Source organism: Nocardia sp. NPDC004123 (assembly GCF_053603795.1).
In genome coordinates this window covers 1-26,449 of record NZ_JBSGGG010000032.1, presented here as the reverse complement: position 1 = coordinate 26,449, position 26,449 = coordinate 1, and the positions used below count along the sequence as shown (strand labels likewise).

Annotated in this window: 25 protein-coding genes; 16 read left to right on the top strand and 9 right to left on the bottom strand. The window is 69.4% G+C overall.

Annotation, left to right across the window (positions count from 1 at the left end; all coding sequences use genetic code 11):
* Window positions 1-17: 17 nt before the first annotated feature.
* On the bottom strand, window positions 18-596 hold the full coding sequence (locus ACWEQQ_RS36980) for a TetR/AcrR family transcriptional regulator (RefSeq protein ID WP_452343332.1): 579 nt from the start codon (window positions 594-596) through the stop codon (window positions 18-20).
* Between the two features lie 90 nt (window positions 597-686).
* Between ACWEQQ_RS36980 and ACWEQQ_RS36975 the strand changes: the two genes are divergently transcribed.
* Window positions 687-1,109, top strand: coding sequence for a DUF4267 domain-containing protein (locus ACWEQQ_RS36975; RefSeq protein ID WP_452343333.1), 423 nt, complete (start codon window positions 687-689; stop codon window positions 1,107-1,109).
* Between the two features lie 75 nt (window positions 1,110-1,184).
* Window positions 1,185-1,403 (top strand): DUF4287 domain-containing protein, encoded by a 219-nt coding sequence (locus ACWEQQ_RS36970; RefSeq protein ID WP_452343334.1) that lies wholly within the window; start codon window positions 1,185-1,187, stop codon window positions 1,401-1,403.
* 7 nt (window positions 1,404-1,410) lie between these two features.
* Here ACWEQQ_RS36970 and ACWEQQ_RS36965 read toward each other — a convergent pair whose 3' ends face one another.
* From ACWEQQ_RS36965 to rfbD, 5 genes are all read right to left on the bottom strand, one after another.
* Window positions 1,411-1,692, bottom strand: coding sequence for a hypothetical protein (locus ACWEQQ_RS36965; RefSeq protein WP_452351499.1), 282 nt, complete (start codon window positions 1,690-1,692; stop codon window positions 1,411-1,413).
* Window positions 1,693-1,844: 152 nt separating this feature from the next.
* Window positions 1,845-2,015, bottom strand: coding sequence for a hypothetical protein (locus tag ACWEQQ_RS36960; RefSeq protein ID WP_452351498.1), 171 nt, complete (start codon window positions 2,013-2,015; stop codon window positions 1,845-1,847).
* Window positions 2,016-2,150: 135 nt separating this feature from the next.
* Window positions 2,151-3,242 carry a mannose-1-phosphate guanylyltransferase gene (locus tag ACWEQQ_RS36955; RefSeq protein WP_354833902.1) on the bottom strand — a complete coding sequence of 364 codons (1,092 nt, stop codon included), beginning with the start codon at window positions 3,240-3,242 and terminating at the stop codon, window positions 2,151-2,153.
* Window positions 3,243-3,286: 44 nt separating this feature from the next.
* Window positions 3,287-4,207 carry a glycosyltransferase family 2 protein gene (locus tag ACWEQQ_RS36950; protein WP_379394200.1) on the bottom strand — a complete coding sequence of 307 codons (921 nt, stop codon included), beginning with the start codon at window positions 4,205-4,207 and terminating at the stop codon, window positions 3,287-3,289.
* Window positions 4,204-5,112, bottom strand: coding sequence for a dTDP-4-dehydrorhamnose reductase (gene rfbD / locus ACWEQQ_RS36945; RefSeq protein WP_452351497.1), 909 nt, complete (start codon window positions 5,110-5,112; stop codon window positions 4,204-4,206). Before rfbD ends, ACWEQQ_RS36950 begins: the two co-directional genes overlap by 4 nt.
* 243 nt (window positions 5,113-5,355) lie before the next feature.
* Here rfbD and ACWEQQ_RS36940 point away from each other — a divergent pair, with 243 nt between their 5' ends.
* The 3 genes from ACWEQQ_RS36940 to ACWEQQ_RS36930 all read left to right on the top strand — a co-directional run bounded on the left by ACWEQQ_RS36940 (window position 5,356) and on the right by ACWEQQ_RS36930 (window position 8,898).
* Window positions 5,356-6,774 carry an LCP family protein gene (locus ACWEQQ_RS36940; RefSeq protein ID WP_452351532.1) on the top strand — a complete coding sequence of 473 codons (1,419 nt, stop codon included), beginning with the start codon at window positions 5,356-5,358 and terminating at the stop codon, window positions 6,772-6,774.
* Window positions 6,762-7,478: a TIGR03089 family protein gene (locus tag ACWEQQ_RS36935; protein WP_452351496.1), complete on the top strand. Its 717-nt coding sequence runs from the start codon at window positions 6,762-6,764 to the stop codon at window positions 7,476-7,478. Before ACWEQQ_RS36940 ends, ACWEQQ_RS36935 begins: the two co-directional genes overlap by 13 nt.
* Before the next feature lie 124 nt (window positions 7,479-7,602).
* Entirely contained in the window at window positions 7,603-8,898 is a 1,296-nt protein-coding gene (locus tag ACWEQQ_RS36930; RefSeq protein WP_452351531.1) for a cytochrome P450, read from the top strand.
* Window positions 8,899-8,931: 33 nt separating this feature from the next.
* On the opposite strand, the gene ACWEQQ_RS36925 is transcribed toward ACWEQQ_RS36930, so the two are convergent.
* Window positions 8,932-10,491, bottom strand: coding sequence for a carboxylesterase/lipase family protein (locus tag ACWEQQ_RS36925; protein ID WP_452343339.1), 1,560 nt, complete (start codon window positions 10,489-10,491; stop codon window positions 8,932-8,934).
* A 111-nt stretch (window positions 10,492-10,602) separates the two neighbouring features.
* Here ACWEQQ_RS36925 and ACWEQQ_RS36920 point away from each other — a divergent pair, with 111 nt between their 5' ends.
* The 3 genes from ACWEQQ_RS36920 (at window position 10,603) to ACWEQQ_RS36910 (ending at window position 12,675) form a co-directional block, all read left to right on the top strand.
* Entirely contained in the window at window positions 10,603-10,824 is a 222-nt protein-coding gene (locus ACWEQQ_RS36920) for an FmdB family zinc ribbon protein (RefSeq protein ID WP_354833894.1), read from the top strand.
* A 117-nt stretch (window positions 10,825-10,941) separates the two neighbouring features.
* Window positions 10,942-11,355, top strand: a complete 414-nt coding sequence (locus ACWEQQ_RS36915) for a hypothetical protein (RefSeq protein ID WP_452351495.1) — start codon at window positions 10,942-10,944, stop codon at window positions 11,353-11,355.
* Between the two features lie 159 nt (window positions 11,356-11,514).
* The gene (locus tag ACWEQQ_RS36910) at window positions 11,515-12,675 is read left to right on the top strand and encodes an FAD-dependent monooxygenase (protein ID WP_452351494.1); all 1,161 of its coding nucleotides are present in this window, start codon (window positions 11,515-11,517) and stop codon (window positions 12,673-12,675) included.
* Here the strand turns inward: ACWEQQ_RS36910 and ACWEQQ_RS36905 are convergent.
* A complete protein-coding gene (locus ACWEQQ_RS36905; protein WP_354833890.1) occupies window positions 12,672-12,962 on the bottom strand; it encodes a SelT/SelW/SelH family protein in 291 nt (96 codons plus the stop codon). The two genes, ACWEQQ_RS36910 and ACWEQQ_RS36905, sit on opposite strands and share 4 nt — an antisense overlap.
* A gap of 161 nt (window positions 12,963-13,123) precedes the next feature.
* On the opposite strand from ACWEQQ_RS36905, the gene ACWEQQ_RS36900 reads away from it, so the two are divergent.
* From ACWEQQ_RS36900 to ACWEQQ_RS36865, 8 genes are all read left to right on the top strand, one after another.
* Complete coding sequence (locus tag ACWEQQ_RS36900; protein ID WP_452351493.1) at window positions 13,124-16,012, top strand: DUF5691 domain-containing protein; 2,889 nt, start codon at window positions 13,124-13,126, stop codon at window positions 16,010-16,012.
* A gap of 2 nt (window positions 16,013-16,014) precedes the next feature.
* Window positions 16,015-17,109, top strand: coding sequence for an ATP-binding protein (locus ACWEQQ_RS36895; protein WP_452351530.1), 1,095 nt, complete (start codon window positions 16,015-16,017; stop codon window positions 17,107-17,109).
* Window positions 17,106-19,430: a DUF5682 family protein gene (locus ACWEQQ_RS36890; protein WP_452351492.1), complete on the top strand. Its 2,325-nt coding sequence runs from the start codon at window positions 17,106-17,108 to the stop codon at window positions 19,428-19,430. Before ACWEQQ_RS36895 ends, ACWEQQ_RS36890 begins: the two co-directional genes overlap by 4 nt.
* 46 nt (window positions 19,431-19,476) lie before the next feature.
* Complete coding sequence (locus ACWEQQ_RS36885; RefSeq protein ID WP_452351491.1) at window positions 19,477-20,649, top strand: VWA domain-containing protein; 1,173 nt, start codon at window positions 19,477-19,479, stop codon at window positions 20,647-20,649.
* Between the two features lie 193 nt (window positions 20,650-20,842).
* Window positions 20,843-22,261 (top strand): protein kinase domain-containing protein, encoded by a 1,419-nt coding sequence (locus ACWEQQ_RS36880; RefSeq protein ID WP_452351490.1) that lies wholly within the window; start codon window positions 20,843-20,845, stop codon window positions 22,259-22,261.
* Between the two features lie 171 nt (window positions 22,262-22,432).
* Window positions 22,433-23,362 (top strand): EamA family transporter, encoded by a 930-nt coding sequence (locus ACWEQQ_RS36875; RefSeq protein WP_452351489.1) that lies wholly within the window; start codon window positions 22,433-22,435, stop codon window positions 23,360-23,362.
* A gap of 61 nt (window positions 23,363-23,423) precedes the next feature.
* Window positions 23,424-24,296, top strand: a complete 873-nt coding sequence (locus tag ACWEQQ_RS36870) for an SDR family oxidoreductase (RefSeq protein WP_452351488.1) — start codon at window positions 23,424-23,426, stop codon at window positions 24,294-24,296.
* A gap of 519 nt (window positions 24,297-24,815) precedes the next feature.
* The gene (locus tag ACWEQQ_RS36865) at window positions 24,816-25,256 is read left to right on the top strand and encodes a hypothetical protein (protein ID WP_452351487.1); all 441 of its coding nucleotides are present in this window, start codon (window positions 24,816-24,818) and stop codon (window positions 25,254-25,256) included.
* A gap of 273 nt (window positions 25,257-25,529) precedes the next feature.
* On the opposite strand, the gene ACWEQQ_RS36860 is transcribed toward ACWEQQ_RS36865, so the two are convergent.
* Complete coding sequence (locus tag ACWEQQ_RS36860; protein WP_452351486.1) at window positions 25,530-26,234, bottom strand: RICIN domain-containing protein; 705 nt, start codon at window positions 26,232-26,234, stop codon at window positions 25,530-25,532.
* Window positions 26,235-26,449 lie beyond the last annotated feature (215 nt).

Below are 26,449 nucleotides of genomic sequence, written 5' to 3'. Positions count from 1 at the left end.
GTGGCGCAACCATGGGGTCAGTCACCGCGAACCCATTGCGCGACCAGGATTTCCAGCCGCTGGTCCCGGAAGCCGGGCCGCAGGCGGCCACTGCGATCCAGGGTGGCCAGCCCGTGCAGGCTGCTCCAGCCGACCTCGGTGAAGGTCTCGGGATCGTGCGGCGGGGCGAAGGGGGCGAAGGTCTGCAGCAGCTCGCCGAAGGCGTCCTTCAACGCCGGCGGCGCCTCGGGGCCGAACTTCAGGTCGGTGTGCAGCAGGAACATGGCGTCGTAGAGGGCGGCGCTGTCGCGGGCGAAGTCGAGGAAGCCCTGGGCGACCGCGCGCAACGCCTCTTCCGGGGTGGCGGCGGAGGCGCGCAGTTGCTTGACGACCGCGGCGAATTCGGTGCAGCCCGCCTCGGCGACAGCCGACACGATGGCGTCCTTCCCCGCGAAATGGCTGTACAGCACGGGCTGGCTGTATTCGATGCGCTCGGCGAGCTTGCGCACGGTGACCGCGTCCCAGCCGTCGGTCTCGGCGATCTCGCGGGCGGTGTCGACGATGCGCTGCCGGCGCTCGGCGCGCTCGCGTTCCTTACGGGTCTGGATAACGCTCATACGAAAACTCTAGCATCGCTAGACAAACTACCGACGAATGATTTAGCGTTGCTTCATCAGTTAGCACTGCTAGAACTTGGAGCACCGGACATGATCACCTCGCGCCTCACCTCCCGCATCGCCACCACCCTCGCCGTCGCCGGAGCCGGCTTCATCGCCTACATCGGCGTCCGCTACCTGGCCGACCCGCAGGCCATGGCGCCCACCTTCGGCATGCGGGTCTCCCCCACCGGCGAAGCCGCCGACTTCCTGAACGTCAAGGGCGTCCGCGATGCGGCCTGCGCGCTGCTCATCGTGGCCCTGCTCGCCGCCCGCCAGCGATACGCACTCGGCATCGTCATGCTGGTCATGGCCACCATCCCCACCGGCGACATGCTCACCATCCTGCGCCACGACGGCTCGACGGCCACGGCCTTCGGCGTCCACGGCGTGACCGCCGCCCTGGTCGCCGCCACCGGCCTGCTCCTGGTGAACGAGCGCACCGCCACGGCAGGCCGCGCCATCACCGAGTGACCCGCCTCACACCGCGATGAATTCGCTCGCGCGGCACCGTCGATCCCTTCGACACCACAGCGCAAGGAGATGATCATGGCGACCACCAAGCCCCACGGCCCGGCCTCGTACTTCCCCTCCATCGAGGCCAAATACGGCCGCCCCGTGGACGAATGGTTCGCCACACTGACCGCCTCCGGCCGCACCGGCCACAAGGACCTGGTCAACTGGCTGAAGACCGAACACGAGCTGGGCCACGGCCACGCCACCGCCCTGGTCCAGTTCCACCTCAACCCCGGCAAGTGGGAGCGCTGACCCGCCCCTACCCGGGAATGTCACGCACCTCGGCCACCAGCAGCGGGCCGAGCGACACTGCGGCGAAGGCGAATCCCCCCACCAGCGCCACCGGCGACGCACCGAAGCGGGCGGCCGGCGGCCCCACCATCAGCTGCCCGCCCGGGATCGCCGCATAGGACAGCAGATCGCCGTAGACGGTGACCCGCGAGAGCACGTCACGCGGAACATGCTGCTGCAGTGAGACTTCCGAAGCGATATCGAGGGCGGTGAACCCGACCCCCGCCAGGACGGCACACCCCAGCAGCATCGGCAGACCGGCCCCGAATCCCCCAGCACCGCGAGCGCCAACGCCACCGGCGTCATCGCATTCCCTGCCAGCGAGATCGCGCGGATCACGAGAAACGCCGAAAGCCGGATGGAAGCCTGACGCGAGCGTCCGTCGAATTCACCTACGGAAGACTACTTTTCGCGAGAGCCCTTCCGCTGCAACGCCTGCGCGAGATCCAACGTGATGGTGAACGGGACGCTGACCTCGAGCCGGTCGTGATAGATGCCAGTGGGCTCGTACGTCTTGATGGCCGGATCAAGTTCGCAGACATAGACCACGACGCGGTCGTCGCAGTTCTCCACGCGCCAGAGGTGTGGAATCCCGGCTTCGGCGTACAGCAGCGGCTTACGTTTACGGTCACCGCGAATGTCTAACTGCCGGAACCTGATCGGCCGTCCACCTCGGAGGTGGACGGCCGGTCGAGGGGTTCGTGGCGGTCAGACGTCGGTGGAGAAGCGGATGCCGCCGTCGGGGATGTCGACGCCGGGCCAGATGCGGGCGCCGCGGAGGAGTTCGCAGCGGGCGCCGACGTTGGCGCCGTCGCCGATGACGGCGTCGCGGACCAGGGCGCGCGGGCCGATGCGGGCGCCGAAGCCGATGATCGAACGCTCCACGGTGGCACCGGCTTCCACGCGCGCGCCGTCGAAGAGGATCGCGCCGTCGAGACGTGCGCCCGCGCCGACCTCGGCGCCGCGGCCGACGACGGTGCCGCCGATGAGGAGGGCGCCGGGGGCGATACCCGCACCGGGGTGGACCAGGGATTCGCCGCGCTGACCCGGCAGGGCCGGGGACGGGGCGATGCCGCGGACCAGGTCGGCCGAACCACGGACGAAGTCCTCGGGGGTGCCCATGTCACGCCAGTAGGAGATGTCCACGTGGCCCTGGATGTGCGCGCCCTCGGCGAGCAGCGACGGGAAGGTCTCCCGCTCGACCGAGACCGGACGGCCGGCGGGGATCTTCTCGATGTACTCGCGGCGGAAGACGTAGCAGCCCGCGTTGATCTGATCGGTCGGCGGATCCTGGGTCTTCTCCAGGAACGCGGTGACCCGGCCGTTCTCGTCGGTGGGGACGCAGCCGAAGGCGCGGGGGTCGCTCACCCGCACCAGGTGCAGGGTGACGTCCGCGCCGGAGGTGTGATGGGTCTCGAGGACGCTGCCGAGGTCGGTGCCGCCGAGCACGTCGCCGTTGAACACCAGGACGGTGTCGGCGCGCAGCTTGGGCAGCACATTGCGGATGCCGCCGCCGGTGCCCAGCGGTTCGGTCTCGGTGACGTATTCGAGCTCGAGGCCGAGGTCGGAGCCGTCACCGAAGTGCTCCTCGAACACCTCCGCCTTGTAGGAGGTGCCGAGCACCACGTGGGTGATGCCGGCATCGGCGATGCGGGCCAGCAGATGCTGCAGGAACGGCAGTCCGGCCGTGGGCAGCATCGGCTTGGGGGCGGACAAGGTCAGCGGACGCAGGCGGGTGCCCTGGCCTCCGACCAGGATCACCGCGTCCGTCGACCCGGCGGTACTACCGCTGTTCGCCATCTTCTCCCCTGTTGTCAGGTTGTCAGGAATGCGCGCCCGTGATGTTAAACACTCTCATTTCGATCACGTTCGCGCAGTGCGGATCGAACCGCAAGCCGGCATCGGATCGCAAGTCCAGCCTTCAGCGCGATGCGCAGCGGAGCCTGCCACCAGTGCGGATGCCGGTCGGCCTGGAAACGATAGGCGCTGGCGTGGTGCGCGGGCAGCATGGTCTCCGGGTGACGACCCGCGGCATGCCCCTTGGCGTGCGTGACCTCCGCGGACGGCACGAAGACATTGTGCCAGCCGGCCTTGCCCATCCGATCACCGAAGTCGACGTCCTCCATGTACATGAAGTAGCGGGAGTCGAAACCGTCGATGGAGTCGAAGGCGGCCCGGCGCACCAGCAGGCACGAGCCCGACAGCCAGCCGACCGAACGCTCGGAGATCTCCTCGTTGTCCTGGCGATAGCGCAGGGTCCACGGGTTCTTGGGCCAGATGCTGCCCAGGATGGCGTGACCGGCGCCGTCGGCGATGCCGGGCACCGAGCGCGCGGACGGGTAGGTGCTGCCGTCCGGCTCTAGCACCATCGGGCCCAGGGCCCCGGCGCGCGGCCAGCGGCGGGCCGCGGCCAGCAGCTCGTCGATGGAGTCGGTGCCCCAGCGCACGTCCGGGTTGGCGATGACGATGAATTCGATGTCCGGGTCGATCTCGGCGACCGCGCGGTTGATGGCGCCGCCGTAGCCGATATTGCCGCCGGTGCGCAACAGGCGTACATGGGCGTTGGCCTCGGCGGCCATTTCCGGGGTGCCGTCCACCGAGCCGTTGTCGGCCAGGATGACCTGCGGTTTCTCACCGGTGGCGGTGGCCAGTGTGCTGATGAAGTGTTCCAGGTGCTCGCCGGGCGAGTAGGTCACCGTGACGACGGCCAGCTGCGGTTTTTTCTCCGCGGCGGGGGGTTGTCCGACAGAATCCGAGGGGCTCACGGGGGCCCAGGATAGTCGGAGATGGCGGTCAGTGCGTCGTTCAGTGCCTGCTTCCAGTGACGCAGCGGCGACAGGCCCGCGGCGGCCCACGAATTGCCTGAAAGGACCGAATATGCCGGGCGCGGAGCGGGTCTCGGGAAATCCTCGGTGCCGCAGGGCAGTACGCGTTCCGGGTCCGCGCCGAGGCCGGCGAAGACGGCCCGGGCCAGCTCGAACCAACTGGCCTGTCCGGCATTGGTGGCGTGCAGGATTCGGGGTGTAGTGGGATTGCCGGGCCGGCCCGCCAATTCCAGCAGGCCGGCCGCGAGATCGCGCGCATAGGTGGGCGACCCGATCTGATCGCGCACCACGGTGATGGTGTCGCGCTCGCCTTCCAGCCGCCGCATGGTGGCCACGAAGTCGGTGCCCGCGCCGGTGTAGACCCACGCGGTGCGCACGATGTCCGCCTCGGGCGCGAACTCCAGAACCGCTTGCTCCCCAGCCAGTTTCGACCGTCCGTAGACCGTGGCCGGTCCGGTCGGATCGTCGGGTTCGTACGGGTGGGTGCCGGTGCCGGGGAAGACGTAGTCGGTGGAGACGTGGATCAGCCGCGCGCCGTTCTCGGCGCACACCCGCGCCAGCACGCCCGGCCCGGTGGCGTTCACCGCGAAGGCGGCGTCCACGTCGGTCTCGGCCCGGTCGACGGCGGTGTAGGCGGCGCAGTTGATCACCACGTCACCGGGATTCACCAGCTTGCGCACGGCATCGGCGTCGGTGATGTCGAGATCGGTGTGGGCCACGCCACGCGCGCCGGGCACGAGCGTCATCACTGCGCGCCCGAGCTGACCGCGCGCCCCCGTCACCAGCAGTCGCGCGGAATCCGGGCGCGGTCGGCCGGTGGGCGGGCTCACGTCATGGGCGGTCACGGCTCTCAGTCTGGCACGGACCCCGCACGACTCACGGAGCCGGCGATACTGCAACATCACCGCTACCGCCACTAGCCTGACTGGCGGGGGCCTTCCCATCGACGCGACCTCGCTCGTCGGGGTCCGCTCGGCCGAAAACGCGAAAGGGAGATCGGGTTGCCGGACCGCACCTGGGCATCCGCGCCGCTATCGCCGCGCTCCGGCAGGGGATCGCGCGAGCTATGGGGCGGCGGTCCGGGCCGCGTGGTGGCCGCCGTGCTCTCGGTGCTGGTGCTGACGGTGACCGGATTGGGCTGGCACAGCGTGGATCAGCTGGTGGCGGGCATCGAGCGAATCGGCAATCTGGGACTCGGCGGCGACAAGGCCGACGGCGCGACCGACATCCTCATGGTCGGCATCGACTCCCGCACCGACGCCCACGGAAACTCGCTCACCGCCGACGAATTGGCCATGCTGCACGCCGGCGACGACGGCGAGGGCGGGCTCAACACCGACACCATCGTGCTCATCCGAGTGCCCAACGACGGCAGCTCGGCGACCGCCATCTCCATCCCCCGCGACTCCTACGTCGACATCCCTGGGCTGGGCCTGGGAAAGATCAACTCCGCCTATGGCATCACCAAGGCGACCACGGAGCAGAAGCTGATCGACAAGGGCACCGATCCGGCCGAGGCCGATCGTCAGTCGACGCAGGCCGGGCGGCAGGCGCTGGTCAAGACGGTGGCCAACCTCACCGGCATCACCGTCGACCACTACGCCGAGGTCGGGCTGCTGGGGTTCGTGCTGCTCACCGATGCCGTCGGCGGCGTCGAGGTGTGCCTGAACAATCCGGTGGACGAACCGCTTTCGGGCGCGGACTTCCCCGCCGGGGAGCAGAAGCTCGATGGCGCACACGCTTTGAGCTTCGTGCGCCAGCGCCACCAGCTGCCACGCGGCGACGTGGACCGGATCGTGCGCCAGCAGGTGTACATGGCGCAGCTCGTGCACCAGGTGCTCAGTGCCAAGACGCTCACCAGTCCCAGCCGGCTGAAGGATCTCAGCGATGCCGTCGGCCGCACCGTCGTGCTCGACGACGGCTGGGATGTGCTCGGCTTCCTGCACGAGCTGCAGGACCTGTCCGGCGGCCAGGTGAAGTTCGAGACCATCCCGGTCAAGGACCTCAACGGCTGGACCGAGAACGGCGAATCCGTGGTCCGGGTGGATCCGGCGGCGGTGCACAAGTACGTGGCCAAGGCGGTCGGCGACGCCCCGAGCGAGGGCGGGGTGGACCCGTTCACGGTGACCGTCGACGTCTACAACGCCTCGGGCACCGCCGGCCTGGCCGCGCAGGCGGCGCAGGCATTGGCGGCCAAGGGATTCCGCACCGGCACGGTGGACAACTGGATCGGCGGCCCGATCCAGAGCAGCCGGGTGCTGGCGGCCTCGAGCGGCGACGCCAAGGCGCGGGCGGTGGCGCAGGCGCTGGGCGGGGTGCCGGTGATGGCGGAGTCGGGACTGCCCGAGGGCGCGGTTCGCGTGGTGCTGGCGACTGACTACGCTGGTCCGGGTTCGGCGACCGGCAGCGCCACCTTCGACTTCTCCGGAAGCAGTACGACCGCGACGCCGGTGCCGCCCGCCCCACCCATCGACGCCGGTACGAACGGACCGAAATGCGTGAACTGAACGAGACCCTCACCGAAGCGGTACTCGACCCCATCCTCGCCCGTGACCCCGCGGGCCCGCGCATCACCTATTACGACGACGCCACCGGCGCGCGAATCGAGCTGTCCGCGCTGACGCTGGCCAACTGGGCGGCCAAGACCGCCAATATGATTCGCGACGAATTCGGGCTGTCCTCCGGCGCCCGGGTCGCGGTGCTGCTCCCGGCGCACTGGCAGACCGCGGCCGTGCTGCTGGGCTGCTGGTGGGCGGGTGTGGAGGTGGTGCTGCACGCCGATCCCGACGCCGAGCTGGCGCTGGTCACCGCCGACCGCATCGACGAGGCCGACGGGATCGCGGAGGTCGCCGCCCTCTCCTTGGATCCGATGGGCCTGCCGGTGCGCGATCTGCCGATCGGCGTCACCGACTACGCCACCTCGGTGCGCGTGCACGGCGACCAGTTCCATCCGCGTGGCATCGGCTGCGCGCTCGACGGCACCTCGGTCTCCGCCGTCCTCGACGAGGCCCGCAAATCCGCTGCCCGCCAGGGCTTCACCACCGAGGACCGGGTGCTGTCGACCGCGTCCTGGGACACCCCGGCCGAACTCGTCGACGGGTTCGTGGCGGTGCTGGCCGCGGGCGCCTCGCTGGTCCAGGTCGCCAATCCCGACCCGGCCTCCCAGGAACGCCGCCTGACGTCGGAGCGGGTGACCGCCCAGCGCCGCTGAGCACGCCTTTCCGAGTACGGCCCTCCTACCGCGGTAGGAGGGCCTTTTCCCTCTTCAGGATGTTTCTCGTCCGCGGCGATTTCCGTACGGTGGAGTCATCCGACGACGAGGGAGTCCCGCGATGATGAGCCCGCGATATTGGACCCGGTGGCTGGTCGAGCACGGCGCCCCGCGGTGGGCGCTGCGACTGCAGGCGCGGCAGGACAACCCGTTCGCGAAACTGATCACCACCTCGGACGCGCTGCACGACCCGTACCCGCAGATCGAGGAGATTCGCCGCCGCGGCCGCCTGGTGCACAACCCGTACACCTGGGCCACCGCCGACTACGAGCTGACCCGGGCCATCCTGCGTGACAATCGCTTCGGCGCATTCGGGCCCGATGGCGTGGATATGCCGGCGTGGCTGCGCGATCGGCTGAAGCGGGCGCAGACCCCGCCCAATCCGGTCGAACCGCCGTCGATGCTGATGATCGATCCGCCGGATCACACCCGCATCCGCAAGTCGGTCTCGGCGGCCTTCACCCCGCGCGCCGTCGGCCGGCTGCGCGATCGGGTGGAGTCGGTGACCGCCGAACTGCTGGACGCGCTGCCGCCGAACGGCTCCGCCGATCTCATCGCGGAATTCGCCCAGCAGGTGCCGATCGCCATCATCACCGAGATGCTGGGCTTCCCGCAGACTTCCCGCGACGAGTTCCTCAGCTGGGGTGACGCGGCCAGCCCACTGCTGGACATCGGCATCTCCTGGCGGTCCTGGCGTGATGCCTACACGGCCATGGGCGTCATGGACAGTTATCTGAACGAGCACCTGGCCGAGCTGCGGCGCGCGCCCGGCGAGGACATTCTCTCCAGCCTGGTGACGGCCGGGGAACTGAACGAGCGCGAGCTCAAGGCGACCGCGAGCCTGCTGATGGGCGCGGGGTTCGAGACCACCGTCAACCTGATCGGCAACGGCGTCGTCCAATTGCTCTCGCATCCCGATCAATTGGCCATGCTGCGCGCGGACCCGGACCTGTGGCCGCAGGCCGTGGACGAGATCCTGCGCTTCGACCCGCCGGTCACCATGACCGCGCGAATCGCCCTGTGCGACGCCGAGGTCGGTGATTTCCGGCTCGCGGCGGGCACGGTGCTCGTGATGTCGCTGGCGGGCGCGAACCGGGATCCGAAGAAGTTCGAGGACCCCAACCGCTTCGACATCACCCGCGCCGACGCCCGCGAGCACCTGACGTTCTCCAGCGGCATCCACACCTGTCTGGGCGCGAGCCTGGCCCGGATGGAGGGCGCGTACGCGCTCCGCGCGCTGTTCGACAACTTCCCCGACCTCACCCTGGCGGGCTCGCCCGAACGCCGCCGGCTCTACACCCTGCACGGCTACGCGCACATGCCCGCCCGGCTGGGGCGGCGCGCGACCGCCACCGTGTGACCGACTGCGGCCTACCGTGTGATCGATTGTGGCTCAGTAGAACCCGACCACGTCGTCGCCCCACACGGTATTGCGATCGCGGTCGGGGTCGTCGATGACGCGGTCCATATTGTCGATGACCAGGGTGGTGCGGGTCGCGGCGCTGTAGGGCGGCCAGTGCTTGGAGCCGTCGATCGCGGCGGGCACGCCGTATTCGGCGAAGGCCAGCCAACGGCGCATCATCCGGCCCGAAACCTCCTGTGCCGCTTTGCGTCCGCCCAGCCAGAAGGTGGGGTCGTAGTCGAAGGAGCCGAAATTGCCGAAGACATAGGGCAATTCGGTGGCATGGCCGGCGCCGACCCGGGCGGCCTTGAGCATCGGGGTGGCGTGGTCGAAGCGGTACATCCAGGTCGGCGAGTGCGCCGAATGCGCGTCGGCCACCCAGTGCGAGGGCATGCGGAAGGCGGCGTCGGTGGACATGGTGAGCGCGCCGCGCGGGGTGCTGGACTCGTAGGCGGAGGCGATCTCGGCCAGCCGCTCCGGTGACAGGCCGGGGTGTTCGGCGGCCACCCCGCGCAGCATGGCGTTCACCGCATCCGGGGTGACCGGCATGATGGGCGAGCGGAACAGCCGGAACAGCGAGGCCTCGTCCTTGTTGGTGCCGATGATCAGCGGCACCCGGTGCGAACGGCCCTGCTGGAAGCGCTCGCTCGGGTACGCGGGCAGCAGGTTGCCGTCCACCACGGGCGCGGCGGCCAGCCGGCCGGGTTCGCGCAGCGGCACCTCGTCGAGCAGGGCGCCGGCCGCGGTCACGATGCGTTCGATGGGCATGGTGAGCAGCTCGGCCGAATGGTCGGGGGTCAGCTCCAGCAGTTCCAGATAGCGCTTGGCCACCACGGCGGCGCGTTCGGGCCCGAAAACCGTGGTGGCGGGCGGGGATTGGGCGATGGCGCGGTGGAACAGGCCCGCCGACAGCGGTGAGGTGAGCAGCGCGGTGACGCAGCCCGCACCGGAGGATTCGCCGAAGACGGTGACATTGCCCGGATCGCCGCCGAAGGCCGCGGCATTGTCGCGCACCCACTGCAGGGCGGCGATCTGGTCGTGCAGGCCCAGATTCGGGACGAATTCCTCACCGAGCGAGGACAGGTCGAGGAAGCCCAGTGCGCCGAGCCGGTAGTTGACCGCGACCACGATCACGTCACCGGTCTCGGCCAGCCGCCGCCCGTCGTAGATGGCCTGGGCGGCGGTGCCCAAGCAGAAGGCCCCGCCGTGCAGCCACACCAGGACCGGGCGGAGTTCGTCCGCGTCGGCGACCGGGGCCCAGAGATTGAGCCAGAGACAGTTCTCGCCCATGCGCAGGTTGGCGTCGACGGGCACGAAGCCCGGGGTCTGCGGGGCGACGTCCCCGACGCGCACGCATTCGCGGACGCCGGTCCAGGATTGCGGGGGCTGGGGCAATCGGAAGCGATTGGGCCCGGCCGTGCTGGCGCCGTAGGGAATGCCGCGCCACAGCGCCACTGCACCGTCCAGCACCCCGGACACCTCGCCGTTCGCGGTCCGCGCAACCGGCGCGCCATCACGTTCCGACAGCCTGCCGAAGAATCGAGTGCTCACACCACACCTCCTCGTACTCCGTAAATCGAGGGTACTGGGTGGTCCCCGGTGCACCGCGGGATCGACCTCAGCGCGCCGCCGGTACGCCCGGGCGTCGTTTACGCTGGGCGGGTGCCGAGCTATGCGTATCGATGCCGCAGCTGCGGCGACACCTTCGAGCTGACCCGTCCCATGGCCGAGGCGTCCGCCCCTGCGACGTGCCCGGAGGGCCATGATGACACCGTCAAACTCCTGACCACCTTCGGGACCGTGACCCGCGGCGGCACCGCCCCCGCACCCGCGCCGGCCCCGTCGAGCGGTGGCGGCTGCTGTGGGGGCGGCTGCTGTAGCTGACCCGGCGGCCTGCGGGACGCGGCGGGCATTATAGATGGGCCAATGCGATGACTTCTGGAGTTCAGCGAAACCGCGTAGACTTCCAGCAGGTCGGGACAGCATTTCTGGAGCCCTATCATGACCGAGAGAAAGAGTTCACGCACAAGGTTCACCCGGTTGGCGGCTGCCGCCGGTATAGCCGTGCTCGCCGCGATTCCGGCCGCCGCAGCCGCGGCAAAAGCGCCTACCGCGCAAGCAACGACGCCAACGTCTGCAACCCAGCAAGTCGACAGCCCTGGTTGGGGCGGCGGCCACGGCTGGGGTGGCGGTGGCGGCTGGGGTGGCGGTGGTGGCTGGGGTGGCGGCCACGGCTGGGGAAATGGCCCCGGCTGGGGTGGCGGCCACGGCTGGGGTGGCGGTGGCGGCTGGGGTTGGGGTGGCGGCAACGGCTGGGGTGGCGGCAATGGCTGGGGTGGCGGCAATGGCTGGGGATGGAATCCCGGCTGGTGGCTACCCGGCTGGGGTGGCTGGGGTGGCTGGGGCAGCTTCTAGCGCCGGTGATCGAGCCCGGACACGCACAGCGTGCCGGGCTCGGTCGCATCGAGTACCACCCCTGTGAAGCCAGGTTCGACCAACTCGGCTGAAGCCGGTGACGAGATGAAGATCGTGTGTGTCGGTGGCGGGCCGGCCGGGTTGTACTTCGCTATTTCGATGAAGCGACGCGACCCGGCCCATGACATCACGGTGATCGACCGCGATCCTCCCGGGTCCACTTACGGCTGGGGCGTCGTGTATTGGGACGACCTGCTCGACATTCTGTATCGGAATGACCCCGACAGCGCCCAGGCGGTGCGTGCCGGGTCGGTCGTATGGCGTGAACAGGCAATCCATGTGCGCGACAACGAGACCGCGCATTTCGCGGGCTACGGCTTCAGCATGGGGCGCGCGGCCTTGCTCGACGTCCTTTCGCGACGGGCGAGGGACCTGGGCGTCGACGTCCAGCACGGGCGAGACGTGGATGATCTGACCGGCTTCGACGATGTCGATCTCATCGTCGCCTCCGACGGCGCGAACAGCCGGATACGACAGCTGGGTGATCATCGTTTCGGCACGTCGGTCACACTCGGCGAGAATCGATATATCTGGCTCGGTACGGACAAGGTCTTCACCCGATTCACCTTCGCCTTCGAACACACCTCGGCCGGTTGGATCTGGTTCCATGCCTACCCGTCGATTGCCGGAAGAATCAGCACCTGCATCGTCGAATGCCAACCGCAGACTTGGCATGGACTGGGATTCGATTCTCTGGACAACCTGGAGAACGTGCGGGTTCTGGAGAACATATTCGGCCGCCCTCTCGACGGCCACTCGTTGATCAGCAAGACACGAGGCGAATTCGCAAGGTGGAGCCGCTTTCCCGAGGTGACCAACAAGACCTGGTATCACGGCAACGTGGTGCTGCTCGGCGATGCGGCGCACACGACGCACTTCACCATCGGCTCGGGCACCCGGTTGGCAATCGTCGACGCTGTCGTGCTCGCACAGAACCTGTACGAGCATGCCGAGGTCGCCGACGCGCTGAAGAATTACGATGCGCAGCGACGCGCTGCGCTGCGCCCGATACAGGCCGCCGCCCGTACCAGCATGGTCTGGTTCGAACACGCCGACCGGTACCTCGACCGCGGCGCCGTGCAGTTCGCCTATGCGATGTCGGTCCGGCACGGGCTGCAAATGCCGTGGCGGTATCAGCTGCACCTGCTCACACAGGTACCCACGGTGCGCAGGATCCGCCGTGCCATCGACTCCGGACAGCGGTGGCGGCGGGCTGCCCGACGAGGGGAACTCGCGATGGCACCCCGCTCGAGCCGCTAGCTCGCCGGTTCGGTGTCCTTCTTGTCCGCGTGGCCGAGCGAGCGGCCGGGCGCCACCCGGTCCCGGACGCGCTGCTTGAGGATGGCGATATCGGGAAAACCGCCGTCGGCCTTGCGTTCCCAGATCTGGTCACCGTCGACGGTGATGCGGAAGACGCCGCCCTCGCCGGGGATGAGGGCGACCTCGGACAGGTCGGTGGCGAAGGTGGTGAGCAACTCCTGCGCCATCCAGCTCGCGCGGAGCAGCCAGCGACACTGCGTGCAGTATTCGATCGCGACGCGGGGCATGTCCGCGACCTTACCGGGCGGGCCCCGCGCGGCCGTTGGAGCGGGCCCGCTCGTGGTTGTCGGAGCGGGCCCGCTCGTGGTTGTCGGAGCGGGCCCGCTCATGGCTCGGATCTGTCGGTGCCCTCGGATACAACTTTGCTCAACCGAGGAAGGGGGGATGGATGACCACCGCTTGGACCGCCGATCATGTCGGATCGCTCGCACCGGACGCCGCATCGCTGACCGCCGCGCGCAAGCTCCGTGGCGAGTGGAGCGGCACCGGCATTCACGACACCGCGCTGTGGGGGCGGTGCCAGGGCAGCGGCAGCCGACCGTATCAGACCATCGTGGATCTGTCGGGGCCCGCGTACACATGCACCTGCCCGAGTCGCAAGTTTCCGTGCAAACACGCACTGTCCCTTTTGTTGTCGTGGAGTGCGGGTGACGTGCCCGCCGCCGACACCGTGGCCGATTTCGCCGCCGACTGGCTGGCCGGCCGGGCCACCCGCGCCGAGAAGCAGGCCGCGCCCGAGGCCAAGCCCGCGCGCGGCGCCGGGGCCGCCGCCGATCAGCGCCGCGCCCGGGTCGCCGCCGGTCTGGTCGATCTGGACATCTGGCTCACCGACCAGGTGCGCACCGGCCTCGCGCAGTCGGATCGGTCGATCCGGGCCTTCGAGACGGTGGCGGCCCGCATGGTCGACGCGCAGGCTCCCGGCATCGCCGCGACCCTGCGCCAGTTGCCGCTCGCCACCACCCATTCCGAATGGCCTCGGCTACTGCTGCGCGAATACGCCCGCCTGCACCTGCTGACCGCCGCGCACGCCCGCCTCGACACCCTCTCCCCCGGCCTGCGGGCCAGCGTGCGCACCCACATCGGGTACCCCACGCCGGCCGACACGGTCCGCGCCGAACCCGCGGTCCGCGACCGCTGGCTGGTCCTGGGCATCCGGATCACCACCGAAGACGGCCTCTACACCCGCCGAGTCTGGTTGCGCGGCCGCACATCCGGCCGCTGGGCCCTGCTCGTCGACCACCACTACGGCAGCCCCGCCTTCCCGAACGACACCCCGGCCCCCGGCTTCCAGGTGGACGCGAACCTGCACTTCTACCCCAGCGCCACACCCCTGCGCGCCCTCTGGGGCGACCGCCACGAAGACATCCCCGAACCCTTCACCACCATCCCGCTGCACACGGCCGGTCCCCCGGACCGGAACGGCACGATTGCCGGTGCTCTCGTCGAGCAGGCGCGGGCGCTGGGGGCCGATCCGTTCCTGCGGTCGTGGCCGGTGCTCCTTGCCGAGGTCGTGCCCGTTCGGGGTGAAAAGGGCTGGTACATCGTGGAGTCCGGTGGCGATGCGCTGCCGGTGTCGACCGCCGAAGGCGAGCCGTGGCGATTGCTCGGGCTCTCCGGCGGGCATCCGGTCACGGTGATCGGCGAGTGGACGGTGGGCGGGTTGGTGCCGGTTGCGGCGCTCGCCGCCGGGACCATGGTGGATGTTGGTGTGGCACAGGGAAATCCGATGCCGATCCGGGGTGGCGTCGAGGATTCCGCGAGTGCCGAGCTGGTCTCGGCGGCGCTCGTCGGCACGGCGCGACGCCAGGCCGACCTGTCGGGATTGGCGTCGCCGGTCGCCGCCGCGACGACCGCGTTGACCGGCGATCGGGCCGCGGTCCTGCTGGAATCGATTGCGCTGCAGGACTGTTTCGCACGCGGCGGTGTCTCGGCCACCTCGGCGGAGCGCAGTGCGGCCGCGGCCGATGACGAACGGCGGTTGCTGCCGGTCGCGGCGGGTGCGCGGCTGACCCACCTGCTGGCCGACAATTCGCCGTTCCTCGACGAGTGGTTCGCGCTGGCCGGGCCGCGGGACTTCCGCGCTCCGGACGGAATGGTCAGCGGCCTGCTGGATCGGGCCAAGGCGCTGGCATCGCATCGGGAACCGCTGCTGCGGCTGGCGGGTGCGCGGGGTCGCTGGCTGGCCGCACAGCATCCCGGCTGGAAGTCGCTGGTGCGGGCCGCCGCCGAGGACGAGGGCGTGTGGTCGCACGGCCGGGCCGCGGAGCGGCGCAGCTGGCTGTCGCAGCTCCGGCAGCGGGATGCGGCGGCCGCGCGGGCCGCGCTCGCGGCGTCCTGGAGCACCGAGTCCGGGCCGGGCAAGGCCGAACTGCTGGCGGTGCTGGCGGACGGACTCTCGCTCGACGACGAGGCGCTGCTGGAGACCGCCCTCGACGACCGGCGCGCTGAGGTGCGCCGGCTGGCCGCGGATCTGCTGGGGCGGCTGCCGGATTCGGCCTTCGCGCGGCGGATGGCCGACCGGGCCGCGGCCTGGCTGAGTTTCGGTTCCCGGCCGGTGCGGCCGCAGCTGGTCACCACCGGTCCGGGCGTCCTCGACGAGGCGGCCCGGCGCGACGGTGTCGGAGATTCCTTCGGCTACACCGCCTATCGCGCCGACGGCGCCCCCGATCTGTCCACCGAATGGCTGCACCGGGTGGTGGCCGCCACGCCGCTGCGGCACTGGGAGCGGCTGCTCGGCCCGGCCGAGCAGGCGGTGCGGGTGCCCATGGCCGAGGGCATGCGCGGTCCCATGATCGCGGGCTGGTCGGATGCCGCGCTGGCACAACGGAATCCGGAGTGGGCCCGGGCGCTGTTCGGGGCCGTCTCCGGCTCGGACGCCCGCGACGCCGACACCGACAAGCTGCGCGAGTTGTTCGCGCTCCAGCCGGAGGCCGATCAGGTGCGCTACCTGCGTGGCCTGGATTCCAGCTGGCTGGCCGAGATCGAATCCATGTTGCGCGCCATGCCGCATCCGTGGCCCGGCCCGATGGCCGAGCACGTGCTGCGGCTGCTCACCGAGCGCGCCCAGCTGTGCGCCGACCGGCCGGGTGCGCCAAGCCTGGTGCCCGGCTCCTATCGGACGCTGTTCCGCGCGGCGTCCGCTCACTTCCCGGTGGCGGTGGCGGGCATGGTGTCCGGCATCGCCCGCCGATGCGCGGATCCGTACTGGGAGCAGGCCTTCGACCAGCTCGCCCATGACCTCATCGACCGCAAGACAATGCTCGAGGAGCTGCAGTGACCATGACTCAGGAACGGGACGCCCTGCTGCGCCCGCACGCCGAACAGGCCTTCGCCGACGAACTGAAGGCCCTGGCCGCCACCGACGATCGCCCGCGTCCGCCCTCCTGGAAGCTGTCGCCGTGGGCGGTGGTCACCTACCTGCTGGGCGGCACGCTGGCCGACGGCACCGTGATCACCCCCAAGTACGTGGGCCCGCGCCGGCTCATGGAGGTCGCGGTCGCCACCCTCGCCACCGATCGCGCCCTGCTGTTGATCGGCGTGCCCGGCACTGCGAAAACGTGGGTGTCGGAACACCTTTCGGCCGCCATCGCCGGGCATTCCACGCTGCTGGTGCAGGGCACCTCCGGCACCGCCGAGGAGGCCATCCGCTACGGCTGGAATTACGCCCGGCTGCTGGCCGAGGGTCCGAGCGAGGCCGCGCTGGTGCCCTCGCCCATCATGACCGCCATGCGCACCGGCTCCATCGCGCGGCTCGAGGAGCTCACCCGCATCCCCTCCGATGTGCAGGACGCGCTGATCACGGTGCTGTCGGAGAAGACGCTGCCGGTGCCGGAACTGGGCATGGAGGTGCAGGCGGCCAAGGGATTCAATGTGATCGCCACCGCCAATGACCGCGACCGCGGCGTCAACGAGCTCTCCTCCGCGCTGCGCCGCCGGTTCAACACCGTGGTGCTGCCGCTGCCGGCCGGCGAGGACGAGGAGGTCTCCATCGTGACCCGCCGCGTCGAACAGCTCGGCGCCGCACTGGAATTGCCCGCCGTCCCCGCGGCGGCCGAGGAGATTCGGCGCGTGGTGCGGGTCTTCCGTGAACTGCGCTCGGGCATGACCGAGGACGGGCGCACCAAACTCAAGTCGCCGACGGGCACGCTGTCGACGGCCGAGGCGATCTCGGTGATCACCAATGGCATCGCGCTGGCCGCGCACTTCGGCGACGGCGTGCTGCGGCCCGCCGACATCGCGGGCGCGGTGCTGGGCGCGGTGGTCAAGGATCCGGTCGCCGACCAGGTGGTGTGGACGGAATACCTGGAGGCCGTGGTGCGGCAGCGCCCCGACTGGGCCGACTTCTACCGGGCCTGCCGCGAGGTCCACGAATGACCACGGCCGTCGCGGTATCGACCGAGACGCGGGTGTTCGGCATCCGCCACCATGGCCCGGGTTCGGCGCGCTCGCTCGCGTTGGCGCTGGCTCGGTTCCGGCCGGACGCCATCCTCATCGAGGGGCCGTCCGACGCCGATCCGCTCATCGGTTACCTTGCGGCCGAGGGGATGTCGCCGCCGGTGGCGCTGCTCGCCTATCAGCCCGACAGCCCGGCCGAGGCCGCGTTCTGGCCCTTCGCGACCTTCTCGCCGGAGTGGGTGGCGCTGCGGTACGCGGTGGACAACGATGTGGCCGTGGGCTTCTGCGATCTGCCCGCGAATGTCGCGCTCGCGGTCGCGGACGAGCCCGGTGACCGGACCGATCCGCTGGCCATCCTGGCGGCCGCCGCCGGGTACGACGACGCCGAACGCTGGTGGGACGCCATCGTCGAATCCGCCTCGGACGCCGATATCTTCGCTGCCGTCAACGAGGCCATGGGCGCCTTGCGGGAGCACGCCGAGCACCTGGGCGGCGCGACCGCCGGCCGGGAATCCGATTCCGTTGTCCCGGTCGAGGGGTCCGGGACAGCGGCGGAGGACGAACCGCTCTCGGAGGACGGACCGGTCTCCATCGAGTCGGTACGAATCACGGTGGACGCGCACACGTTGCGGCGTGAGGCGCACATGCGGCAGATCATGCGAAAGGCCTTGAAGGACGGCGCACGGCGGCTGGCCGTGGTGTGCGGCGCGTGGCACGCGCCGGCACTGGAGGGCAAGCTGGGCCCGGCCGCGGCCGATGCCCGGATCCTCAAGGGCATGCCGAAGAGCAAGGCCACGCTGACCTGGGTGCCGTGGACGCATTCGCGGCTGGCGAGCTCGTCCGGCTACGGCGCGGGCATCACCTCGCCGGGCTGGTACCACCACCTGTTCACCGAGACCGAGCAGCCCATCGCGCGGTGGCTGACCAAGGTGGCGGGCACGCTGCGGGCCCACGATCTGCCGGTGTCCAGCGCGCACATCATCGAATCCGTCCGGCTGGCCGACACTCTCGCGACCCTGCGGGGGCGGCCGCTGGCCGGTTTGTCGGAGGTCACCGAGGCCACCCGGTCGGTGCTGTGCGACGGTGACGAGACGTTGTTGCGGCTGGTCAGTACCGAACTGGTGGTGGGCGAGGCGCTGGGGACGGTCCCGGACGGGACGCCGACGGTGCCGCTGGAGGCGGATCTGCGGGCCCAGATCAGGACGCTGCGGCTGAAGCAGCAGGCCCTGGAACGGACGGTGGATCTGGATCTGCGCACCGACGGCGGGCTGGCGAGATCGCGCCTGCTGCACCGGCTCCGGCTGCTGGGTATCGGGTGGGGCAAGCTGACCGACAGCCAGGTGCGCAATACCGGCACCTTCCGGGAGACCTGGACGCTGCGATGGCGGCCGGAGCTGGCGATCTCGATCGTCGAGGCGTCGCGCTGGGGCACCACGCTGCGGTCGGCCGCCGAGGCGAAAATCCTCGATACGGCGCAGGATCCGGACGCGACGGTCGGGAAGGTGGCGTCCGCGCTGGAGGAGGCGCTGCTGGCCGATCTCGGCGGGGCCACCGACGGGCTCATCGCGCGGCTGGAATCGGTTGCGGCACTGGATCACGACGTCACCCATCTGATGTCCGCGCTGCCCAGATTGCTGCGGATCGTGCGCTACGGCGATGTGCGCGGCACGGACAGCGCGGCGCTGACGCGGGTGGCGGACAGTCTGCTGGTTCGCAGTTGCGCGGGCCTGCCGGGCGCGGTGACCGGGCTGGATGCCGACGCGTCCGCCGCGCTGCGGGCTCAGCTCGATGCGGTGCATCTGGCGCTGTCGGCGCGGGACGACGAATGGGCCACCGGGACTTGGCTGTCCACGCTGGAGACCCTGGCCGGTCGCGATGACGTCAATGGCGGGATCGTCGGGCGCGCGGTCCGCCTGCTCTGCGATGCCGAGCGCATCGACGGCGCGGAATCCGGGCGCCGACTATCCGCGGCGCTGTCGGTCGGGCGCACCGCTCCCGACAAGGCGGCCTGGATCGACGGCTTCCTGGGCGGGCGCGGGCTGCTCCTGGTCCACGATCGAAACCTGTTGTCGCTCATCGACGATTGGCTGTGCGGGCTCGACGAGGCGCAGTTCGTCGCGACCCTGCCACTGCTGCGCCGGACCTTCGGAGCGTTCGAATCCGGCGAGCGGCAGGCCATCGGCCAGGCTGTACGGCACGGCGCGCCAACGGCTTCGGGCGCGCACGGCACCGACTACGACACCGGCCGCGGCGAGCTCGCCATGCGCGGGGCGGCCGAGATCCTCGGAGTGGCGGGATGACCGCACATCGAAACCGGGGCGTTGCCGAACTTTCGAGGGGATTGTCATGAACGAGATGGACGAGGCACAGGGGCGGCGGTGGCGGCTGGTGCTCGGCAGCGCCGGTGAGGCCGGACTCGGGGGCGGCGGGCTGGGCAATGCCGACGATCAGGCGATGGATCGGGCGCTGGGGGCGCTCTACGATTCCGGCGGGCAGGGCGGGAGCGGGCGGCGCTCGGGCGGCCTGGGGGGTTCCGCGCCGCAGGTGTCGCGGTGGCTGGGCGATATCCGCCGGTACTTCCCGTCGACGGTGGTGGAGGTGATGCAGCGGGACGCGGTGGATCGGCTCGAGCTCACCGAATTGCTGCTCGAGCCCGAGCTTTTGGAGGCGGTCGAGCCGGATGTGCATCTGGTGGGGACGCTGCTGAGCCTGAACCGGGTGATGCCGGAGACCACCAAGGCCACCGCCCGCACGGTGGTGGAGAAGGTGGTGCAGGAGATCGAGCGGCGGATCGCGGCGGCGACCGTGGCCGCGGTGGGCGGGGCGCTGAACCGGGCGGCGCGGGTGTCGCGGCCGAAGCTGCGGGATATCGACTGGGACCGGACCATCCGCAAGAACCTGGCGAACTATCTGCCCGAGCATCGGACCGTGGTGCCCGAGCGGCTGGTCGGGTACGGGCGCAAGGCGCAGGCGGTCAAACGGGATGTGGTGCTGGCCATCGATCAGTCGGGATCCATGGCGTCGAGCGTGGTGTACGCCTCGGTGTTCGGCGCGGTGCTGGCGTCCATGCGGTCGCTGCGCACCTCGCTGGTGGTCTTCGATACGGCCGTCGTGGATCTCACCGAGAAGCTGGCGGATCCGGTGGAGGTGCTGTTCGGCACGCAGCTGGGCGGCGGCACCGATATCAATCGCGCCATCGCCTACTCGCAGTCGCTCATCACCCGGCCGGCGGACACGCTGTTCGTGCTGATCTCCGACCTGTACGAGGGCGGCGTCCGCGCGGAGATGCTGCGGCGCATTCGCGCCATGAAGGAGGCCGGGGTGCAGGTGGTGGTGCTGCTGGCGCTCTCGGACGAGGGCGCTCCGGCCTACGACCGCGACAATGCGGCGGCGCTGACCGCGCTGGGCGTGCCCGCTTTCGCCTGCACTCCGGACCGCTTCCCCGACCTGCTCGCGGTGGCTCTGGATCGCGGCGATGTTGGGACGTGGGCACACAAGGCTCTGCACTGCCAGACATAATGGGCACGCACCACATGGCGACCCAGCCATAAGGTGCACTGGATGATGGAAGCCCAAAGGTTCGCGGCCCGTCTCGTTCTGGACTGACGGAGCGGGGGAGCGAGGCGGAGGAGCGGAGGAGGGCGGAACGAGACCTCCAGCGCCGCGAACCCGCCCGGAGCGAAGCGGAGGGCAAAAGATTCGGAGGGCTGATTTGCGCTCTGGTGATGTGTTCGCCGGTTACGTCATCGAACGCGAGCTCGGTCGCGGCGGTATGGGCTCGGTGTATCTGGCCAAGCATCCGCGGCTGCCGCGCATGACGGCGCTGAAGCTGCTGAATCAGGAGATGTTCGCCGACGACGAGATTCGCGCCCGCTTCATCCGCGAGGCGGATCTGGTCGCCCGGCTGGACCACCCGAATATCGTCACCGTGTACGACCGCGGTGACGAGGGCGAACAGCTGTGGATCTCCATGCAGTACATCGACGGGATCAACGCCTCCTCGATCACCCCCGGCACGCTGCCGCCGCTGCGCGCGGCCCAGATCATCGGCGAGACCGCCAAGGCGCTCGACTACGCGCACGGTCTGGGCGTCCTGCACCGCGATGTGAAGCCGGCCAATATCCTGCTGGCCCGTTCGTCGTCCAAGACCGGCTCCGGCGAACGTGTCTACCTGACCGACTTCGGCATCGCCCGCCTGCGCGACGACACCGGCCACCTCACCCAGACCGGCACGGTCACCGCCACGCTCGCCTACGCCTCGCCCGAACAGCTGACCGGTGCGTCCCTCGACGGCCGCTCCGACCAGTACTCCCTGGCCTGCACGCTCTTCCAACTCCTCACCGGCACAGTCCCGTTCGAGGGCACCAGCCCCGCCGCGGTCATCCGCGGCCACCTCCAACAGCCCCCGCCGCCCGCGAGCCCGCTCCGCCAGGCGCTGCCGCGCACCATCGACGCGGTCCTCACCAAGGCGCTCTCCAAGCGGCCGGCCGACCGGTACCGCTCCTGCGTCGAATTCGCCGCCGCCGCCGAACGCGCCCTCCAGGCGCCCCGCCCCGCCGCGCCCCCGCGCCCGCCGACCCCCGCGCATCCGCAGCCCGTCGTCGCCCCGCGCCCACCGACTCCCGTCCGGCCACAGCCGGTGATCCAGCAGCCGCCGAATCCGACACCGTCGACGCCGCGCCCGCTCGTGGGCCCGGGCCCGTCCTACCCCAGCCCGGGCCCGGCGTACCCGGTCCCGCCCACGTCGAACCCGTCCTTCCCCAACCAGCCGACTCCGAATCAGCAGGGATCGACCCCGGCGTACCCGAATCAACCCGCGCCGCAAACCTTTTCGAATCCGGCTGTGGCCCCGGCCCCGTCGTACAACCAACCGCAGGCCTACGCACCGCGCACCAACCCACCCCCGAACTACACTCCCCCGCAACGTAATTCGAACACGACGGCCTGGCTGATCGCCGCCATCGTCACGGTCCTGGTCATCGTCATCATCGTGATCGCGGTGATCATCAAGAGCAGCAAGTCCAAGGCCGACGCGCCTCAGCTTCCGGACACGATCGTCACCTCGGCCTTCGCAAACGCCCTGACCCCCGACAACGCGTTGGGCGACAAGCCCTTCCACATCACCGTCTGAACCAGCCCCGCCGGTCACCGAGTTCCACCACAGGCAGGTGCCACCCGCCCGACGGCGATGAGCCTTCGGTCGAGCAGCGGCCGTACCGGTAGGCGTCGCAACGGCCGACTTCGATGACGCACCTCAGAAATTCTGTGGTCAGGTACGCGATCCCGCGGTCAGACTGCGGCGGTGGCGACGACGGAAAGGGTTGGGCGGCCTCCGATCCGAGTCCAGGCGACCGGGTGGGCTCTGACCTCATGGGCACTGTTCGCGAGTTCCGGGCCGGTGGCCAAGGCGGTGATGGCGACGGGCTGGTCCCCGGAGGCGGTGACGTCGGTTCGGATCACATTGGCCGCGATACTCCTCGTCCCGGCCGTCGCCGTATTGCGGCCGCGGGCGCTGCGGTTCCGCCGTGCCGACCTGTGGTTGTTGCTCGGCTATGGGGTGCTCGGCGTCGCCGGGGTGCAACTGTTGTTCTTCGTTGCGGTGGCCCGGATTCCAGTCGCAGTGGCGATGGTGCTGGTCAACCTCGCGCCCGTGCTGATCGCGCTCTGGGTGCAGACAACACGGCACACTCGGCTGCCGGCACCGGTTTGGCTCGGCATCGGATTGGCGCTGACCGGCTTGGCCCTGGTCGCACAACTCGGGCACAGCACCCACCTGAACATGCTCGGTCTTGCCGCCGGTCTGGGCTCGGCGATCTGTTCGGCCGGATACTTCCTGCTCGGCGAACACGGTGCCGGCAGGCACGACCCGGCCGGGTTGACTGCCCTCGGATTGACCGTCGGCGCAGTAGTGGTGTCAGTGTTCACCCCGCCGTGGACGCTACCCACCCACTTACTCACCGCCCCTGCTGTATTGGGCGGTCTGCAGGCTCCGGTGTGGCTGCTCTTGCTGACCCTCGCCGTCGCCGGCACCGTGCTGCCCTACCTGGCCGGACTCCGAGCCCTCCGCGACCTGCCCTCAGCTCCGGCCAGCGTGCTGGCCGTGGCCGAACCTCTGGTCGCCGCCGCGTTGGCCTGGCTACTGCTCGGCCAGTCGCTTGGGCCGACACAAATAGCCGGGGCGGTGATCATGCTGATCGGCGCGATACTCGTGCAGCTGAGCGCCCCGAGGTAGTACGGGAAATAACGAATTCTCGTGATGTGGCGGGGTGGTCTTCAGCGGAAGTATTCATGTCATGAGCAGCACAGAGATTCGCAACTCCCGCCCGACCGTTCTCGTCACCGGAGCGACCGGGGGCGTCGGTCGTCACCTTGTCTCCACCCTCCTCGCTCGCGGCGTCGCGGTCCGCGCGCTGACCCGTAAGCCCGAGGACGCCAACCTGCCCGAGGGGGTCGAGGTTGTCGCGGGTGATCTCGCTGACGCCTCGACCCTCGGGGCGCAGGTGTTCGAGGGTGTTGATCGCGCCTTCGTATTCCCGGCGCGGGGCGTCGACACTTTCATGGACGCGGCTGTGGCCGCTGGAGTGCGCCGGTTCACGGTGTTGTCCTCGCTGGCCGCGGCGATGGAATTCCCCCGTGACCACGGCTCGGCGAGCCACCTGCACCACAGTGCCGTGGAAGCCGCCGTCACCGAGCGCACCGATGGGTGGACGATCCTGCGCCCCGGCACCTTTGCCAACAACCTGCTCGAATGGCGGTGGCAGATCAGCTCGGGTGCGCCGATCCGGGCACCGTACCTGGCGTCCGCTCAGGCCCCGATCCACGAATTCGACGTCGCCGAGGCCGCCGCCGAGACGCTGCTGTCCGACGAGCACATCGGCCGGATCATCCCGATCACCGGCCCGCAGGCGCTCACCCGCGCCGAGCAGGTCGCCACCCTCAGCGCCGCGCTCGGCCGGGAGATCCCGCTGATCGAGATCACCGCCGACGAATTCCGCTCCGAGACAGCGCAATTCATTCCCGAGCCGATCATGAAGATGCTGCTCGACTACTGGAGCGACACCCTCACCACCCCCGACCGGGTGCGTCCCGCCACCGTGGTGACCGGCAAGCCCGGACGCACCCTCGCCGAGTGGGCCGAAGACCACCGCGCCGACTTCGGCGCTTAACCACCCGCTGACCATGCGGCCCGGCCATCCAGACCGGGCCGCCCCGTCGCACCGTCGTCACTCTCACCATCGCCGACTACTCGGCCCAACAATGCCCTCGGCGACAAGTCATTCCGCGTAGTCCTCAGACTGGCCGATCAGGTCAGCGCGGTATGCGGCAGGATAGTGCGTTCCGCGCATGCGACTTCCGGTAGATTCCAGTCGACACCAGGGGGTTTGGTTAACCAATTCTGTCAGTCGCCCTCTGGTGCCAGTGACTTGGGTTGGGTGCAGAAACGTGTGGCGAGGCTGAACTTGTCGGTGCTGGAGACGGACGATGGTATGGCCTCTGGTGGAGTTCGCTTGTGCGGGAGCAACATCGCGTGTTCGAGGTACTGGCTGCCCATCCCTGCGCGTCTTCGTCGACGCGATCGCCGAAACCGCCACCGACAATCGACCCCAACGGAACTCCAATTCGAAACAGATATGTTTCACAAATGCTAGGTTGACTGACGCCGGATCCGAAGCAAGGAGATCTCCGTGAAGTCAATGGCTGTAACGGCCTTCGTTGCCGCTACAGCAGGGTTGGTTGTTGCCGCACCGCAGGCTGGGGCGGAGACCGCGATCCGCACCTACGCGGTGCAGAACGGGCCGTGCCATGTCAACCAGACATATGAACTGGGCATCGCGCACAACTCGCAGGGCTACGCCGGCAACGGCAAACTCACCTTCACGGACAACGGCGTGCCGATTCGGATCGTCTCCCCCGACCACGGGGATGGCTGGGTCCAATGGACGCCCACCACGACGGGTCGCCACACCTTGAAGCTGTCCGGCGACGATACCGAACTCGGTTCGACATTGACCTTTCTCGGCAGCTCGGAACTGGTCTCGGGCAGCAGCATGTTCCGAGCGCCCGATGCGACGGTGGAGACGATGGTCGTAAGCGCTTCCGATACCACCACCCCTTGTCTGCAATAGCGGCCGACCGGGCGAGCCGCACCCGCCGACAACGCCTCATCGAACCACCATGACGACATCGCGAATACAAGGTCGGTAGCCCCTCACGCAGTCATCTCGTCACAGCCGTCATGACTCACGTTTACCAGCACACCCGTCCGATACGCGCAATTCGGCAGGAGCGGACGTTCCGCGGGCCTTGGATCGGCACGGCCAGTTGATCTTTCGATTCCCGGCGCTGGCCGGTTCGGTCAGCGCGCCATGCGGCAGAAGAGTACGTCTGGCAGTATGCGGTCACCACTGCTGCGCGGGTCCACCGTTGCAGGGGATGACCTGAACCACTCCCGTGAGCGTCCTACCCTCGAGCGTCTGCCCGTCCAGGCACATGGCTCCGTCGAGGCCATTGTGGAGAGTGTTGCCGGGCCCGGTGAACCACTCCTGCACGAGGCCGCCGTTGCACGGGATGACTTGAGCGACTCCGGTCAGGGAGATGCCGTCCATCGTCTGCGCGTCCAGGCACATACCCGGGTTGAGGCCGTTGCGCAGACTGTTGGCGGATCCGCTGATCCACTGCTGCGCGGGTCCACTGTTGCAGGTAATGACTTGAGCGACCCCCGTAAGCGTGACACCGTCCATCGTCTGCGCGTCCAGACACGTGCCCTGAACGAGCCCATTGACCAGCGTCATACTCGCCGCCGAGGCCGACGGCGCGCAGATCACCATTGCCGCGGCGGCCAGCGCGGCTCCTGTCCCGAGCAGCCGCACCGGCTGTCGACTTCCCCGCTGCGCCGACGAATCGTCCGCCGACTGACCCACTCGAGTAACTAGCGACTTCTTCATATCGTTCCCCTCCGCATCGCAACCAACATCTGGAGCGACTTCCGTTGTAGCCGAACATCTTCCGTCCGACGCGAAGTGAAAGTATCCAGGCCAGCTTTCAAGATCCTTAACAACCTCATGCGCCCGGCCCGCCCGATCGCACTCGATAATGTCGGGCATCGTCCTTTCGAATGGGGCGCGCATGGATGATGTGATCGGCCACAGGGCATTTGAAGCAAATGGCCGTATTTGTTCCGCTCAGCGTGGGAATCCTCGCGGGGCGCGCTCATCGGCGTTACCGTGCAGTGCCGACGGCCGTGCGTTACCCGAGATGGTCTCTGCCCGTTGATCTTCGAGGTCGCCGCGTGGCCGATCCGAGCCGCGCGCCACGCGGC